Source organism: Caballeronia arationis (assembly GCF_001544975.2).
Lineage (GTDB): Bacteria > Pseudomonadota > Gammaproteobacteria > Burkholderiales > Burkholderiaceae > Caballeronia > Caballeronia arationis.
Map to the genome: position 1 here is coordinate 78,871 of NZ_FCOG02000020.1, position 14,603 is coordinate 93,473.

At 65.3% G+C, this 14,603-nt stretch carries 16 protein-coding genes, 1 pseudogene and 2 riboswitches; of the genes and pseudogenes, 5 read left to right on the forward strand and 12 right to left on the reverse strand.

Features of this window, described 5'->3' with window-relative positions; genetic code table 11:
• Nucleotide 1: 1 nt before the first annotated feature.
• Nucleotides 2-319 (reverse strand): flagellar transcriptional regulator FlhD, encoded by a 318-nt coding sequence (flhD, locus tag AWB81_RS14735; protein WP_062636508.1) that lies wholly within the window; start codon nt 317-319, stop codon nt 2-4.
• Nucleotides 320-534: 215 nt separating this feature from the next.
• The gene (locus AWB81_RS14740; RefSeq protein ID WP_062636510.1) at nt 535-768 is read right to left on the reverse strand and encodes a hypothetical protein; all 234 of its coding nucleotides are present in this window, start codon (nt 766-768) and stop codon (nt 535-537) included.
• Between the two features lie 166 nt (nt 769-934).
• A riboswitch (glycine riboswitch) is annotated at nt 935-1,028 on the forward strand.
• 3 nt (nt 1,029-1,031) lie between these two features.
• Nucleotides 1,032-1,126: riboswitch (glycine riboswitch) on the forward strand.
• A gap of 83 nt (nt 1,127-1,209) precedes the next feature.
• Between AWB81_RS14740 and AWB81_RS14745 the strand changes: the two genes are divergently transcribed.
• Nucleotides 1,210-2,484, forward strand: coding sequence for a D-amino acid dehydrogenase (locus AWB81_RS14745; protein ID WP_062636512.1), 1,275 nt, complete (start codon nt 1,210-1,212; stop codon nt 2,482-2,484).
• A 13-nt stretch (nt 2,485-2,497) separates the two neighbouring features.
• Here the strand turns inward: AWB81_RS14745 and clpP are convergent, their stop codons facing one another.
• Nucleotides 2,498-3,115, reverse strand: a complete 618-nt coding sequence (gene clpP / locus AWB81_RS14750) for an ATP-dependent Clp endopeptidase proteolytic subunit ClpP (protein WP_062636514.1) — start codon at nt 3,113-3,115, stop codon at nt 2,498-2,500.
• A 177-nt stretch (nt 3,116-3,292) separates the two neighbouring features.
• On the opposite strand from clpP, the gene AWB81_RS14755 reads away from it, so the two are divergent.
• A complete protein-coding gene (locus AWB81_RS14755; RefSeq protein ID WP_159938900.1) occupies nt 3,293-4,027 on the forward strand; it encodes a sigma-70 family RNA polymerase sigma factor in 735 nt (244 codons plus the stop codon).
• Nucleotides 4,028-4,130: 103 nt separating this feature from the next.
• Nucleotides 4,131-4,838 (forward strand): dienelactone hydrolase family protein, encoded by a 708-nt coding sequence (locus AWB81_RS46865; RefSeq protein ID WP_087134987.1) that lies wholly within the window; start codon nt 4,131-4,133, stop codon nt 4,836-4,838.
• Between the two features lie 142 nt (nt 4,839-4,980).
• Here AWB81_RS46865 and AWB81_RS14765 read toward each other — a convergent pair.
• The 8 genes and pseudogenes from AWB81_RS14765 to AWB81_RS14795 all read right to left on the reverse strand — a co-directional run.
• Nucleotides 4,981-6,621: pseudogene (locus tag AWB81_RS14765) on the reverse strand (hybrid sensor histidine kinase/response regulator); the annotation flags it as partial.
• On the reverse strand, nt 6,537-6,992 hold the full coding sequence (locus tag AWB81_RS46430) for a hypothetical protein (RefSeq protein ID WP_200822504.1): 456 nt from the start codon (nt 6,990-6,992) through the stop codon (nt 6,537-6,539). The pseudogene AWB81_RS14765 and the gene AWB81_RS46430, both read right to left, overlap by 85 nt.
• 82 nt (nt 6,993-7,074) lie before the next feature.
• On the reverse strand, nt 7,075-8,739 hold the full coding sequence (locus AWB81_RS14770) for an ATP-binding response regulator (protein ID WP_062636520.1): 1,665 nt from the start codon (nt 8,737-8,739) through the stop codon (nt 7,075-7,077).
• 1 nt (nt 8,740) lies between these two features.
• Nucleotides 8,741-9,748 carry an ATP-binding SpoIIE family protein phosphatase gene (locus AWB81_RS14775; protein WP_062636522.1) on the reverse strand — a complete coding sequence of 336 codons (1,008 nt, stop codon included), beginning with the start codon at nt 9,746-9,748 and terminating at the stop codon, nt 8,741-8,743.
• Nucleotides 9,733-10,095 (reverse strand): anti-sigma regulatory factor, encoded by a 363-nt coding sequence (locus AWB81_RS14780; RefSeq protein WP_087134988.1) that lies wholly within the window; start codon nt 10,093-10,095, stop codon nt 9,733-9,735. Before AWB81_RS14780 ends, AWB81_RS14775 begins: the two co-directional genes overlap by 16 nt.
• A gap of 35 nt (nt 10,096-10,130) precedes the next feature.
• The gene (locus AWB81_RS14785) at nt 10,131-10,511 is read right to left on the reverse strand and encodes an STAS domain-containing protein (protein ID WP_062636526.1); all 381 of its coding nucleotides are present in this window, start codon (nt 10,509-10,511) and stop codon (nt 10,131-10,133) included.
• A gap of 2 nt (nt 10,512-10,513) precedes the next feature.
• Nucleotides 10,514-11,380 (reverse strand): STAS domain-containing protein, encoded by an 867-nt coding sequence (locus AWB81_RS14790; protein ID WP_062636528.1) that lies wholly within the window; start codon nt 11,378-11,380, stop codon nt 10,514-10,516.
• A gap of 242 nt (nt 11,381-11,622) precedes the next feature.
• On the reverse strand, nt 11,623-12,687 hold the full coding sequence (locus tag AWB81_RS14795; RefSeq protein ID WP_062636530.1) for a phytoene/squalene synthase family protein: 1,065 nt from the start codon (nt 12,685-12,687) through the stop codon (nt 11,623-11,625).
• Between the two features lie 549 nt (nt 12,688-13,236).
• Between AWB81_RS14795 and AWB81_RS14805 the strand changes: the two genes are divergently transcribed.
• Both AWB81_RS14805 and AWB81_RS14810 read left to right on the forward strand, forming a co-directional pair.
• On the forward strand, nt 13,237-13,650 hold the full coding sequence (locus AWB81_RS14805; protein ID WP_062636533.1) for a hypothetical protein: 414 nt from the start codon (nt 13,237-13,239) through the stop codon (nt 13,648-13,650).
• 52 nt (nt 13,651-13,702) lie between these two features.
• On the forward strand, nt 13,703-13,999 hold the full coding sequence (locus tag AWB81_RS14810; protein WP_062636535.1) for a DUF2934 domain-containing protein: 297 nt from the start codon (nt 13,703-13,705) through the stop codon (nt 13,997-13,999).
• Here AWB81_RS14810 and AWB81_RS14815 read toward each other — a convergent pair whose 3' ends face one another.
• The gene (locus tag AWB81_RS14815) at nt 14,000-14,548 is read right to left on the reverse strand and encodes a hypothetical protein (protein ID WP_143753573.1); all 549 of its coding nucleotides are present in this window, start codon (nt 14,546-14,548) and stop codon (nt 14,000-14,002) included.
• Nucleotides 14,549-14,603 lie beyond the last annotated feature (55 nt).

The window sequence follows — 14,603 nt, forward strand, 5'->3', positions numbered from 1 at the left end:
CTCAGGCGAACTGGGCTGCCGGCAGGCCGGCCATGATGATCGCGGCGTGCGTCGGTGCGACGGTGGAGTTCTTCGGAGCCTGCGTGAGCGCCGTGAGCATCGCCTGATCGTTGAAGCGGAAGAAGCACAGCAACTGATCCGACGCGGCCAGCTTCACGACCTGCGCGAGCGTCAGGTTCGCCAGGATGTCGGCGATCTCCCGCGACAGTCCGAGGCGGAACATGCCGATCGCGCGGTCTTCGCGCAACAGGCGCTGGGCCAGCATGATGTACGAAAGGTTGATCTCGCGAATCGCTTCTGAAGTCTCGGCGGTTTGCATGACGTTCTCCGGTCTGACTTGGCGGACGGTCTGAACCGTCTCCGGTTACATTCGTTACATTTCGTAACAGGATGGATCGGAGTCTAAGGTCGCCGCAAACGATTAGCAATGGGTTTTCGGACGTTTTTTTCGGATGGAAAGAATTTCCGGGTAAGTATTGCGCAAACCATTGCGCGTTCGATCCGCAGGCGCGGTGCCGTTTGTAACAGGCCTGCTTATGGCAGCGGCTCGTCGTCCTCGTCGTCCTCGTCGTTCATGCCGAGCGCCCAGCGGATGTCGCGTGCGAAATCGAGGCTTGCCTCCTCCCACTGCGCCGAGCCGAGCGCGAAATCGCGCGGATTGCTCCGGCCGCGCGCGCGCCGAATAGTCTCGATGCTGAGCGCGAGAGCAAATGCTTCGCCACGGAGCGGATGCATGCGGCCGAGCGGGAGGTCTTCGTCTTGTTCCATGGCCCAGTTTTCGGCCCGCGCGGAACAAACTTGAGGACGGTCGTGCGCCGCCTGGCGCGGCCTCAGGCTTCACGACGAACGCGAACGTTTGCGGGCAGGCGGCTTCGCTGTCAGCCGAAAAGACTTGCCAACAATATTCGCGGACGTTACCGTGCACATGTTCTCGACATGCAGCGCGGGAGAGATCGTCAAGGCAAGATGACGACGCCGACGGAGCAACCGCCCCGGAAACTCTCAGGCACAAGGACCGCGCCGCAGGAACGATCTGGAGAGAGGCGTTTCGCGCCCACCGAAGGGGATCTTCCGCCGCATCATCGCTTCACTGGCGCAAGAGAAACTCTCAGGTACATGGACAGATGGGGCATCGGCGCCGGAAGCCGACTCGCGCAGTGAGCGCGGTCGAAGGCATCCGGCGATGCTCAATTCGATCTGGACCATGTCATGTCACGAATCGCCATCATCGGCGCCGGGATTACCGGCGTCACGACCGCTTACGCCCTCGCCCGCCGCGGCTTCCAGGTTACCGTCTACGAACGTCATCGCTATGCGGCGATGGAAACATCGTTCGCGAACGGCGGCCAGCTCTCCGTCAGCAACGCCGAAGTCTGGAACCGCACGGCCACCGTGCTGAAAGGCCTGCGCTGGATGCTCACGCGCGACGCCCCGCTCCTCATGAATCCGTCGCCCTCGTGGCACAAGTATTCGTGGATGGGCGAATTCCTGCGCCAGATCCCGAACTACCGCGCGAACACCGTCGAGACCGTGCGCCTCGCGCTCGCCGCGCGCGAACATCTCTTTTCGATTGCCGAGCGCGAGGGCATCGAGTTCGATCTGGAACGGCGCGGCATCCTGCACATCTACAAGCACCGCAAGGACTACGACGCCGCCGCGAAGGTCAACGAGCTGCTTCGCGAAGGCGGGCTCGACCGCCATGCGGTCGGCGCGAACGAAATCGGCCGCATCGAGCCCGCGTTGCAGAGCGAGTTTCATGGCGGCTTCTTCACGCCGTCGGATTCGACCGGCGACATCCACAAGTTCACTCGCGGTCTCGCCGAGGCCTGCGCACGCCACGGCGTCGAATTCCGCTACGACACCCAGATCGAGTCGATCCGGCAAGGTGGCGACGCGCGCTTCTCCATCGACGCCAGCCACGATGGAGAACGACGCGCCGATGTTTTCGAGCAGGTCGTCGTGTGCGCGGGCGTGCAAAGCCGCGCGTTCGCCGGCATGCTGGGCGATCACGTCAACGTCTATCCGGTGAAGGGCTATTCGATCACCGTCTGTCTCGACGACGAACAGAGCCAGAACGCGGCCCCCTGGGTCAGCCTCCTCGACGACAACGCGAAAATCGTCACGAGCCGGCTCGGTGTCGATCGCTTTCGCGTGGCGGGCACGGCCGAGATCAACGGCTTCAATCGCGACATTCGCGCGGACCGCGTCGCGCCGCTCGTCGACTGGACGCGGCGCCTCTTTCCGCAAGTCTCGACCGCGCGCGTGATTCCGTGGGCCGGCCTGCGCCCGATGCTGCCGAGCATGTTGCCGCGTGTGGGCGCCGGCAAACTCCCGGGCGTGTTCTACAACACCGGGCACGGGCATCTCGGCTGGACCCTGTCGGCGGCGACGGCCGAGACGATCGCCGACACGATCCAGCACGGCACGGGGCGCCGCAAGCCGGCCGGCGCCGGCGCGCCGCGGCCCGCGCCGCTGCGCTCGTAAGGCGCACGACCGCTCAGTCGCGGCGGCCGGCGAGGACTTCGTCGATCAGTCCGTAGTCTCGCGCCTCGATCGCGGACATGAAGTTGTCGCGGTCGGTATCGCGGGCGATCTCTTCGACCGTCTTGCCGGTGCGCTCCGCCGTGATCGCGTTCAGGCGCTGGCGCAGGTACAGCACCTCCCGCGCCTGGATCGCGACATCGGCGGCGGTGCCCTGCGAGCCGCCCGACGGCTGGTGGATCATGATGCGCGCGTTGGGCAGCGCGAAGCGCTTGCCCTTCGCACCCGCGTTCAGCAGGAACGTGCCCATGCTCGCCGCGAAGCCGGTGCAAAGCGTCGAGACATCGGGGCGGACGAACTGCATCGTGTCGTAGATCGCCATGCCGTCGTAGACCGAGCCGCCCGGCGAGTTGATGTAAAGGGAGATATCCTTGTCGGGATTCTCCGCCTCCAGAAAAAGCAGTTGCGCCACGACGAGACTCGCCGTCTGGTCGTCGACCGGTCCGACGAGAAACACGATGCGCTCGCGCAAAAGGCGCGAATAGACGTCGTAGGCACGCTCGCCGCGTCCCGATTGCTCGATGACGGTCGGCACGAGATTGAGGCTGGTCGGATTGCGCTTGTGCAGGTTCATCGATGCTCCGTTTCGTATGAAGTGGCTGGATCGCGGAGTTGCGATCTCATCCACTTGACGACTGGCCGAGCCTTGCCGTGACGCGCACAAAAAAATTCCGCGGCGCTGTCACATTCGCCGTGCGCCGCGCGTCATGCCTTGAAGCGCCAAACCATCGAGCAGAGAGGAGCCATGCGCATGACAACCGATCCGGACGACGCCATTACCTCGCGGACCGCGGTCTTCGAAGCGCTGCGAGCGCGCATTCATTCGATCGCGCAGCGCATCGTCGGCAACCGGGCGGACGCCGAGGACATCGTCCAGGACACCTTCGTCAGGTGGTACACGTCGTCCGCGGAAGACGTCCGCGTGCCCGCCGCATGGTTCACGACGGTCGCCACGCGTCTGGCGATCGACCACGTCCGCCGTGCGCGGCGCGAGCGCGAGAAACTCGACGAAGCCCTGCCCGCGCCGGGCGAAGAGGCATCGATTACGTCGGCGGAAGAACGGATCGAGCGGGCGTCGCAGGTCGCGCATGGCGTGCGCCTGCTGTTCGAACGGCTGGGTCCCGAGGAACGCGCGGCGCTCCTGCTGCACGAAGCGTTCGATGCGGACTACGCGAGCATCGCGGCGGCGCTCGGGCGGACGCCCGCGCATTGCCGTCAGATGGTTCATCGCGCGAAGGCGCGCATCCTTGACGACAACGCGCGGACGACCGGACGCGACCGTGCGGAAGACGAGGCCGTCGCCGCGCTCGTCGATGCCATCGCCCGGCAGGACCGCGACGCCGTTCTCGGATCGACCCGCACGCAGGCAGCGACCGCGGCGGCCGCACGGGCGCACGCCGCTACGCTCGCGACGCTGGAAACGGCGGCACTCATCGTGCGCTTGCGGCGCGGTTGTGCGTGGACGGTGACAGCCGCATTGGACTGACGGATCGCGTGACTACTCGCGGCACGGCTTCGGCGTAACATAGGCAGCGCTTCCCGCGAGGCCAGGCCCCGCGCCACTTCCCGCCGATCAAGGAGACCGTCTCATGCAAAAGACTGCAGGATCCATGGTGACTTTTCGCCGCCCCGACGGACAGGACGTAGCGGGCTATCTCGCGCAGCCGGACAAGGCCGAAGGCGCGCCCGCCATCGTCGTGATCCAGGAATGGTGGGGGCTGAACGACCAGATCCGCGGCGTCGCGGACCGCTTCGCGCGCTGCGGCTATCGGGCGCTCGTGCCCGACCTCTTCCGCGGCAAGTCGACGGTCGAAGAAGAAGAGGCGAGCCATCTGCTCGGCGCGCTCGACTTCGGCGATGCCACCTCGCAGGACATTCGCGGCGCCGTCCAGTATCTGAAGGAAGGATCGGGCCGCGTCGGCGTGACGGGCTACTGCATGGGCGGCGCACTCACGCTGCTGGCGCTGTGCCAGGTTCCCGACGTGTCCGCGGGCGTCGTATGGTACGGCTTCCCGCCGCTCGAATACATCGATGCATCCGCGATCAAGGTGCCCGTGCAAGGCCACTGGGCCGCGCAGGACGCATTTTTCCCGGCCGAGACGGTCGATGAGCTCGAAGCGAAGTTGCGCGAGGCGAACGTCGATGTCGAGTTCCATCGCTATCTCGCCCATCATGCGTTCGCGAATGAAACGGCCGCCGGGCCGGGCCGCATCGCCCGCACCCAGTTCGATCCGGTCTGGTCGCAGATGGCGTGGGACCGGACAATGACGTTTTTCGGGCGCACGCTGTGGGGCTGAAGCCGTCGCGCGCCCGGCGCGCGACGTGATCCGCCCGGTTCAGCGGCTCTCGAGCGCCGAGCGGATCGCCTTGCCGAGGGCGTCCGACGTATAGGGCTTGTTCAGCAGCCTCACGTTGGGACATGATCACGCCCTTCTGCGCGATCATGTCCCGCGTGTAGCCGGACACGTAGACCACCGGCACGTAGCGGCGCTGCGCAAACGCCCATTCCGCGAGATCCGAGCTTTTCACGGCCCCGGGCATCACGACGTCGGTCAGGATCAGGTCGACGTGGACGCCGCCGTCCAGAATGCTGAGCGCGGCGTCGCCGCTTGCGGCCTTGAGCACACTGTAGTTCATCGCTTCAAGCATCGCCGCCGTGGCGGCGAGAAGCGCCGGATCGTCCTCGACCGCGAGAATCGTCTCGCCTCCGCCGCTCGTGGGCGCGGCCGTCGGTTCAGGCTGCAGCAGTTCCTCTTCGAAGCAGCGCGGAAAGAATATCTCGACCGTCGTGCCGACCCCGACGCTGCTCGACAGGCCGAGATGCCCGCCCGACTGATTGACGAAACCGAACACCATGCTGAGGCCGAGCCCCGTGCCATGCCCGTCGGGCTTGGTGGTGAAGAACGGTTCGATCGCGTGGCCGAGGACCTCGGGCGTCATGCCGCAGCCGTCGTCGGATACCGCGAAACGCACGTACTCGCCCGGCACCACGTCCTTGCCCTCGCAGAAGGGCGCGTCCAGCACCTCGTTCGAACACGAGACCGCGACCCGTCCGTGGCCGCGCACCGCGTCGCGCGCATTGATCGCGAGATTGAGCAGCGCGTTCTCCAGTTGATTGCGGTCGACGCGCACGTTCCATTGACGCTCCGGCAGGCGCAGCTCCATCGCGACGCCGTCGCCGGTCGCCTGGCGCAGCATTTCCTCGATCTCGCCGAAAAGTCGTCGTGGCCCGATGATCATGGGCAACAGAGGCTGGCGACGCGCGAACGACAGCAGTTGCGAGGTGAGCTTGGCGCCACGTTCGACGCCGGCCAGAATCGCTCCGATGCGCTGGTGCAGGCGGCTGTCGGCGGGCGGCAGGAGCGTGAGCAGTTGCACGTTGGCGGCGATGATCTGCAGCACGTTGTTGAAGTCGTGCGCGACGCCGCCCGTCATGCTGCCGAGCGCTTCCATCTTCTGCGACTGACGCAACTGCTCCTCGGCGGACAGGCGCGCCGCCACCGCCTGATCGACCTTCCGTTCGAGATCGCGCGTGAGGTCGAGCAACTCCTCTTCGGCGACCTTGCGATCGTGGATATCGACGATCACGCCCGGGAAGCGCAACGGCTTTCCGTCCGCCAGATAATCGCAGCGGCCGCTCGCCATGATCCACGTATAGCTTCCGCCGGGACGGCGGATGCGGTATTCCGCGCGAAACGGCGCGCCTTTCTCGACGGTGCGCTTGATGAGTTCGTACACGCGGTCCAGGTCGGACGGATGGATGACTTCGGTCGCCACTTCGATCGGCAGGCCTTCCTCGGCCTGATCCACCGGGTAAGAGAACGTGCGCGCGAACCGCTCGTCCCCTTTCACGCGATTCTCGGGAATCTCCCAGACGAAGGAACCGAGCACGGCGCCCGAGTTCAACGCGAGCTGCATGCGCTCGTTGGTCGCGCGATAGGCCGCTTCCGCAGTGGCCCGCTTGCGCTCGGAGACGATCCGGTCGGTCGTGTCGATCACGATGGCGAGCGCGCCCGCGTGCTGCCCGTCGTGCAGATCGACGGGGCTGTAGTGCAGGTCCAGCCAGTCTCTTCGGGGCATCCGTTGCGCGCAAGCTCGAATACGATGTCGCGATACGAAAGCGACTCGCCGCGCAGGCAGGAATCGACGACGTTCCGGTTGAAGGACGCGGCTTCGGGCCACGCTTCCTCGATCCGCGCGCCGAGGATGCGAGGATGCTTTTCGCCGGAGAACGCCGCGTAGTGCTCGTTGTAGAGCAGGATGCCGTCCTCGCCCCACAGGACCGCCATCGGCAGCGGATTGGCAAGCATGACCTGCACGGTCGAACGCAGGCTGAGCGGCCAGCAGTCGATCGGACCGAGCGTGGTCGATGCCCAGTCGAAGTCGCGCAGCAATTGCGCCATCGGGCCTTTCCAGCCATCGGCGCCGTATTCGTTAGTCACGGACGACATCGTCCTTGCACTCCGGAAAATGTTCGCGCGGGGCTTGAAGCGGTGCATTCATGGCAGGCGGATCGAACACGCGCGCCGCTCTCTAGCCCAGCCCTGCCAGCCGCGCGTACAGATCGTCGATCGGCATCGGCTTCGCGAAGTAATGGTCGAATCCCGCTTCGTCGGCGCTCTGGCGGAAGTCGGGTGTCGTATAACCGCTCAGCGCCACCAGACAGAGCGGCCGGCCCCGCGCCTTCTCGCGCAGCCCGCGCGCGACCTCGAAGCCCGTCATGTCGGGCAGCCCGATGTCGATCACCGCCACGGAAGGCATGAAGGTCTCCGCCACGTCGAACGCCGACGCGCCGTCGAAAGCCACCTCGCACTGGTGTCCGCTCATCGTGAGCAGCGCTTCGAGCGCCTCGGCGGCGTCGCGGTTGTCGTCGACGATCAGGATGCGCTGCGCGCGCTGATGCGGCGTTGCAGCGAGCTGGTCCACTTCGTCGGGCAGCGGCTCGTACACGCGCGGCAGCCTGACGACGAACGCCGTTCCGCAGCCGATGCCCGCGCTTTCCACGCACACCGAGCCGCCATGATCCTGCACGAGCCGCTTCACGACCGTGAGCCCGATGCCGAGTCCCGCGTCCTGCCGCCCGATTGCAGTCGAAGCCTGCGCGAACAGGTCGAATACGCGTGGCAGCATCGCAGGCTCGATGCCGATGCCGCGATCGCATACTTCGACCGTCACTTCGGTTTCCGTTGCGCCGACCGTCACGACGATCTCGTCGGGCTCGGACGTGTAGCGCGCCGCGTTGTGCAGGATATTGCTGAACACCTGCTTCAGGCGCGCGACATCGCCCCGCACGAGCGCAACTTCGTGCGGATAGATTGTCGTCACGCGATGGCCGCGGCGCTCGAGTTCGGCCGCGGTCATCTCGAGCGCGCCGACGATCAGCTCGTCGATGCGCGTCACTTCGGTAAGCAGGTCCACCTTGCCGCGCGTGAGCCGCGACACGTCGAGCAGATCGTTCACCATGCGCGAGAGCTGCGCGGTCTGCCGCCCGATCAGCGCGAGCGTCTCGCCGTGCTCGCTGCGCGCCGCGCCGCCGCGTTCGGCCAGTTCCAGCGCCAGGCTGACCGCCGCGAGCGGATTTCTCAGCTCGTGCGCGAGCATCGCGAGGAACTCGTTTTTGCGCACATCGGCTTCTTCCAGCTCGGTCTGCTTGCGGCGCAGCTCGCCGAGCGTGATCAGCATCTCGCGGTTCTGCTGTTCGAGTTCCTCGACGGGCGTCTGCGCCTTGCGCCGCGTCAACTGGTCGACCAGCACGCTCAGCTTGTCGAGTGTCAGGCGCGGCTTGTCGCGCGGCAGGAACATCTCCAGCGTGACGGTCGTGCCCCGGCCGAGTTCGGTGCTGACGGAAAAGCCGTCCGCCATGCGCCGGCTGCCGGGCAGGCCGATGCCGGGCCGGCCCTCGGGATGCACGCCGCTCAGGATCTGATCCAGTTTCGCGATGCCCGGCCCCTTGTCGGCGACCTGCGCGACGATGCACTGCACGTTGGCCGCCTCGCTCGAATCGCCGACCAGGAACGTCAGCGTGCCGCCGCCCGCGAACTGAACCGCATTGCGCGCTATTTCCGATACCGCCGTGACGAAGCGCGTGCGTTGCAGGTCGTCGAGTCCGAACAGCTCGCCGATCTGCCGCGCCCGGTCGCGGATCGCAACGAGGCTCAGGTTGCTCGCGATGGGCGTGGACAGGATTCGGTGCTGCATGTCAGGCCGCCTTGACGACGACGATCGACGCGTCGTCGTTGTCGCGAGCGAAGTCGCGGTGAAGCACGTGAGCGATCACGACCGGATGATGCGCAAGCAGGTCGGGATGGCGGCTCAGGTTCCAGCGCGTGGACAGCCCGTCGGTCGTTGCGATGAACACGCTGCGCGCGTTCCAGTTCACCGCGCTCTCGCGCACGAGCCGCATGTTGTAGCCGACGGTTCCGTCGGTCGACACGAGATGCTGGTTGACCTCGCCCGTGTTCACGATCGCCACGATGTTGCCGACGCCCGCATACGTCAGCGATTTCTTCGCGGGCTCTAACCTCGCCACCGCCATTACCGCGCCGCGTGTCGAACGCAGCCCCGCGTGCGCGGCGCGCAGGACGTCGCCGGGCGAATCGTCGCGGGCGCGGCTGCTGAAGACGCCGACCGCGCGGTGCGACGCCTCGGACGCGAGCGGGCCGTGGCCGAGGCCGTCGAGCAGCGTGATCCAGAGCGTCTCGCCCGTGTCCGACATGCTCCACGCGTCGCCGCAGATCTGCTGGCCGAGCTTCGGCGTCGATCTCGCGCCGACCGTCCACAGACGCTTGCCGGCGTCGCTTGCAGCCTTGCTGGCGACCCGCGCGAGCAGCACCGTCCCGCTACCGGGGAGCGAATAGAAGTCGAACAGCGCCGAATGCCGCTCCATGGTGCCGAGTCCCGCGCCGAGGCTGCCGCCTGTCGAAAAGCCGTCCTTTCTGGCGGCCTCGACGTTGACGATGCCGGGCCCGCGATCCACCGCGACGATCTCGATGCCGCTAACCGAATGGTCCGCGTGATTCGAGTATGGCGCGAGATGGATCTCGCCGCTTCTCGCGTACTTGAGAATGTTGGTGGCCGCCTCGCTGACGACGAGCGCAACATCGGCCTGCACGCGCTCGGAGAAACCGAGCGACTGCGCGAGCGCGACAGCGGACCGGCGGGCGTGCGCGACGCCGCTCTGGTCCGAAAGAATTACCGTCGCTTCCATTGCACGATGCTCACGCGTGTACCGCTTCCGACCGTCGATGCGATCTCGAACTCGTTGACGAGCCGCCGTGCGCCGCCGAGGCCGAGCCCCATGCTGTTCGCCGTGCTGTAACCGTCTTCCAGTGCCTTCTCGATGTTGGGAATGCCTGGACCCTTGTCTTCGAAAATCAGTTGAATGCCCTGACGCCCGTCCTTCTCGACTTCGACGAGCGTGATCGTGCCCCCCTGCCCGTGCACGAGCGTATTGCGGGCGAGTTCGCTCGCGGCCGTGACGAACTTGGTGCGCTCGAGCGTGCCGAAGGAAAGGCGCGTTGCCCAGTCCTGCACGACCTTGCGCGCGAGGTTCACCTCGCCTGGCGTGCGGATCTCCAGGACGACCTGATTTAGCGTGACGATGAAGATTCTCCCGAGCCGGCCGAGGACCGCAGCATCGCCATACCCTTGTCGACATCGAGAGCAGTTCGAATTCCCTTGAGCGTCATGCCGAGCTCCACAAGCGTGATCGCAACAGCGGGCCGCATGCCGACCAGAACGGTCTCTGCGTCCAGCACCCGCGCCATCGCCGCGATGTGGCCGAGCGTGCGGCCGATGAACGAGTCGACGATTTCCAGCGCCGAGATATCGATCAGCACGCCGCGGGCCCGGGTCGATTCGATGCGCGAGGTCAGGTCTTCCTGCAGCGAGAGAACGAGCTCGTCATGCAGCTCGACCTGGATCGACACCAGCAGGAATTCGCCAAGCTTGAGAACCGGAATCTGCTCCATCTTCAATCACCCGCTCGGACGGCGCCCAGCTTGCTGACGGTGAGATTGACACGGCGCAGTGCGATCTTGAGCGCCTCGGCGAGCGTCGCCTTCGTCACCACGTCGCCCAGATCGACGCCGAGATGGACAATGGTCTGCGCGATCTGCGGGCGAATGCCGCTGATGATGCACTCCGCGCCCATCAGGCGGGCGGCCGCGACGGTCTTGAGCAAATGCTGCGCGACGAGCGTATCGACGGTCGGCACGCCGGTGATGTCGATGATCGCGATGGCCGCTTCGTTCTCGACGATTGCGTTGAGGAGCCCTTCCATCACGACTTGCGTGCGCTCGCTGTCAAGCGTGCCGATGAGCGGCAGCGCCACGATCGAATCCCACAGCTTCACGACGGGCGTGGTTAGGTCGAGCAGTTCCTGCTGCTGCCGCTCGATGACCTGCTGGCGCTCGCGCTGATACGAATCGACGGTCACGAGTCCGAGGCGGTCAAGCACCTGGCTCAGCTTCCAGAATTCTTCGCGCAGGCTCTCGGCGTCCGCGCCGGCGGCGGTCTGCAATGCGTTGAAGAGCGGCTTTTTCAGCGAGAAGATGAAGCCCGCCGTTTCGGACGCGGAAAAGCCCTGTATCACGCGCTCGCGCGAAAGCGCATCGAGATGCACGCGCACGCTGTCCCAGGCCGGGCCTTCGAGCTGCTCGGTATAGTCACTCGACACCGCCCGGGAGAACTGCGTGAGAAACGCGCGCGAAGCTTCTTTGAGCTCGACTTCGGAGATGACGCCTTGGCGCGCGGTTGCGAGTTGTTCGTTGATCCAACCCGTCAAAATATTCGATTCCTGCTTGCCGATGATGTCGGCCAAACCGTGCGGTTCGCTCAAGTGCTTCTCCAGTCCAGTTATGTTCTTGGCTTGCTAAACCGGCAACATGATATAGCGGTTAAGGAAGGCGGGAAATCAAATCGGAGACGCAAAACGTTTGCGCTTCGTCGTAACGGAATAATGTGCGCGTATTAACGAAACTGCCTGAAGAGGCGGGTAATTGTTACCCGCAGAAAATGCCGGTTTTGCCGATGCACCGCGCTCGAGGCCTGAGCTTTAGCGATGGGTGTTGACCGCGTCGGTCATGTGTTCACGCGTGCCGCGACGAGCCGCGCTTCGATACGCTTGAACATGCGCTCGCACCACGCGCGGAGCATGGCGTCCGACAACGCCATCGGCAACGACAGCGCGATGATGCGATACACATCGCCGCGACGGACCTTGGACACGCTCGCGGGATCGAGCCATCTGTCGTTGCAGACGAGCAGCGACATCGTCTCCAGTCCGATCATGATCGGCCACAGGCACGCGAGCCGCAGCCGCAGCGAAAGCGCCGGAATTGCGAGCGTGTAGTCCATCGCATCGCGAAAGTAAGCGAGCGTCGTGCGGGTGAGTTCGAGCAGGACCGGCGCCGCCCGCTGCGATGCGTCGGGCGCGGCCAGTTCCTCTGCGCGCAATCCCTGTCGTCTGAGCAGCACCGCCGGCAGATAGCAGCGCCCGATGCGCAAGTCCTTGCCGCAATCGCGCAGGATATTCGTCATCTGCAGCGCCTTGCCGAAGCGGATGCCGCGTGCCGTCATCATCTCCGGGCTCGCCTTCAGCACGCCCGGCATGTGCGCGAGGGTCATCGCGGTCCAGAATTCGCCGACGCAGCCCGCCACCAGATACGTGTAACGATCCAGTTCGTCCCATTCGGTCAACGCGGCAACCTGTCCCGAGGTTTCGTCGGGGAACGTGCGCAGATCGAATTCCATGCCTTCGGTGAGCGTCGTCACGATGCCGCGCACGGCGCGCCGGTCGGCATCGCCGAAACGGGACAGCAGCGCGAGCGCCGCCGGCACCGATTCGAGCAGCACCTTTTCGTCCGCCTGCGTCTGCTGGCTCGCGACATCGATCATCGCGGCATCGAGGGCGCCGCCGCCCGGTTCGCCGTTGACCTGCGCGCGCAGCCCGAGCAGCAATTCGAGGCGTCGGCCGGGCGGGATCAGTGTCGTATCGGCGATCGTGTCGGCGGCACGGGCGAGCAGATAGGCGAGCCCGACCGGATCTCGCATCCCGGCGGGCAGGATGCGCAGCGTCAGATAGAACGAGCGCGAGACGCTCTTCAATAGCGGGCCGAGAAGGAAATGCCCGGCTGGGACGGTCATGATTGAGGTCAAATGAGGATCGGTGGAAAGCGGTGCCGCGGCATTGTAGCGCGCGCATGGGCGCGTCCGTGGCGCTTCGCCGCGCTGGTTCGCCGTTGGTTTCGGACGCGTTCGTCATCGCCAGGCCGTCTTTACTTCAGACAATTTGCCGTAAAACATTCCGTTGAAAATCTTATTGTTGAGAGTTAGAGTTCATGTACCGCATGAAGTCGAACGCTGCGCTCAGCCTCCTGATCTGCTTCGGATTTATCGCGCCCGCCAGTTCCTTTTGACCCGGAATTCGCGCGGACCCGCGAACCACCGCAGAGCGGCTCACCTGCCCGCCCGTCGCGATGGTCGCCGTCTCTTCCCGCAAGGAATCACGTACGACCGGTCGTCGTCCTGACTCGTGCCCGGCATCGCACTCGACACGCAGCACCGAAGCGCGGAGCAAATATCTTGCATGGGACCAGAGTAGGCGCTAAAGCGCTAACTCTGATCGACCGCAAATGAATTGCATGGGACCAGAGTAAGCGCTAAAGCGCTAACTCTGGTCGACAGGAGACAAGCATGATGCGTGAAGTGACCGGGGCCTTTCGCGGCGCCCGCAAGCTGGCCGAAGCACTCGACGACCTAAGCGCGCTCGGCATCGGCGGCGATCGCATCCGGGTAGACGGCACCGCAGGTCTCGCCGTCGATCCGTGCGCTGACGCGACCCGGAACGCGATCATCGCGATGCACTGGATGAACGCCGAATATGCAGGACACGGCGAACACCTCGGCGTCGTCGACTGGCACGACAGCCTGTTCGAAAACGACTACGCCGAACCGGCGTCATCGCGCTTCGAAGCTGAAGACGCCGACGACCTTCAATGCATGCGCGTGATCGTCAGTATCGCGGACGACACCGAGATGTCTGCGGTCTGCGACATCTTCTGCCGCCTCGGCACCGCGGACGTCGATGCGCAAGGCGTCATGGCGTGATCCCGCGCGCCTTCCATTACCCAACCGACTAGCGTTTTCATCCGACACCGCAATGAACGACATCGAATCGCAAAGCCTCGAAACGCAAATCCGCGTGCGCGCGTATCACCTCTGGGAAGCCGACGGCCGCCCCGACGGACGCGCCGAAGAATTCTGGCGCCTCGCGCAAGCCGAGGTAAGTGTGCCGAAGAAGGCCGTCAAGCGTCGCACCAAATCTGCCGAACAACCCGCCGGCGCGAGCGTTTCGGCAAAAACCGTCAGGCCGCGCAAGGCTGCCGAGCCGAAGGCCGCGCCCTCGGCGGCGAAAAAGCCGTCACGGCCTAAGGCGAAGCTCGAAGCGCAGGGTTGATTACCCCGCATCGCCCGCGCTGAACAGATGCCGCATGCCGCGCAGATGGTCGGCGACACGCTGCAGCAGCGCGACCGCATCGCCGATGCACATCAGTCCGTTGGCTTCGTCGTCTTCGCAAAAGAGCGGCCGGCCGGCGTCGGATGCGCGGATCGTCAGATCGCCCAGATGGGTCTCCGGCACCGATTCGCCCGGGCGCAGCGTCAGCACGTTGCCGTTTCTGATCGCATCGCGGACGCGGCTCAGGAACTGGATCTCGGGCGCGCGCGAATTGGCAATGTCGTGATCGAAGAGAAAGCCGCCCACCGCAAGCAGCGCGTTCGTCACGAGCACGCGCTGCACCGTCGCGCGCGAGGGCGGCTCGCTTGCAGCGCCGGCCGGCGCCTGCGCGCCAAGGACGAACGCCGGCGCTTGCTTGCGCGCCAGCTCGACCCCTTCGGCCGGTAGCACCACACCCGCGCCGCCGAGCGAGATCGTCAACACGCGAAGTTGCTCGTCGATCAGCCTGATTGCCTCGGCGCCGGAATGCTTCGATCCGCCCTTTTCCATGTGATGCTCCTTGTCGTACGTATTCGTATGAATGCGAGTGTGACTTGCCACAGGG

Coding starts and splice junctions, on each gene's coding strand:
- flhD (WP_062636508.1), bottom strand. CDS start 319: ATGCAAACCGCCGAGACTTCAGAAGCGATTCGCGAGATCAACCTTTCG.
- AWB81_RS14740 (WP_062636510.1), bottom strand. CDS start 768: ATGGAACAAGACGAAGACCTCCCGCTCGGCCGCATGCATCCGCTCCGT.
- AWB81_RS14745 (WP_062636512.1), top strand. CDS start 1,210: ATGTCACGAATCGCCATCATCGGCGCCGGGATTACCGGCGTCACGACC.
- clpP (WP_062636514.1), bottom strand. CDS start 3,115: ATGAACCTGCACAAGCGCAATCCGACCAGCCTCAATCTCGTGCCGACC.
- AWB81_RS14755 (WP_159938900.1), top strand. CDS start 3,293: ATGACAACCGATCCGGACGACGCCATTACCTCGCGGACCGCGGTCTTC.
- AWB81_RS46865 (WP_087134987.1), top strand. CDS start 4,131: ATGCAAAAGACTGCAGGATCCATGGTGACTTTTCGCCGCCCCGACGGA.
- AWB81_RS46430 (WP_200822504.1), bottom strand. CDS start 6,992: ATGTCGTCCGTGACTAACGAATACGGCGCCGATGGCTGGAAAGGCCCG.
- AWB81_RS14770 (WP_062636520.1), bottom strand. CDS start 8,739: ATGCAGCACCGAATCCTGTCCACGCCCATCGCGAGCAACCTGAGCCTC.
- AWB81_RS14775 (WP_062636522.1), bottom strand. CDS start 9,748: ATGGAAGCGACGGTAATTCTTTCGGACCAGAGCGGCGTCGCGCACGCC.
- AWB81_RS14785 (WP_062636526.1), bottom strand. CDS start 10,511: ATGGAGCAGATTCCGGTTCTCAAGCTTGGCGAATTCCTGCTGGTGTCG.
- AWB81_RS14795 (WP_062636530.1), bottom strand. CDS start 12,687: ATGACCGTCCCAGCCGGGCATTTCCTTCTCGGCCCGCTATTGAAGAGC.
- AWB81_RS14805 (WP_062636533.1), top strand. CDS start 13,237: ATGATGCGTGAAGTGACCGGGGCCTTTCGCGGCGCCCGCAAGCTGGCC.
- AWB81_RS14810 (WP_062636535.1), top strand. CDS start 13,703: ATGAACGACATCGAATCGCAAAGCCTCGAAACGCAAATCCGCGTGCGC.
- AWB81_RS14815 (WP_143753573.1), bottom strand. CDS start 14,548: ATGGAAAAGGGCGGATCGAAGCATTCCGGCGCCGAGGCAATCAGGCTG.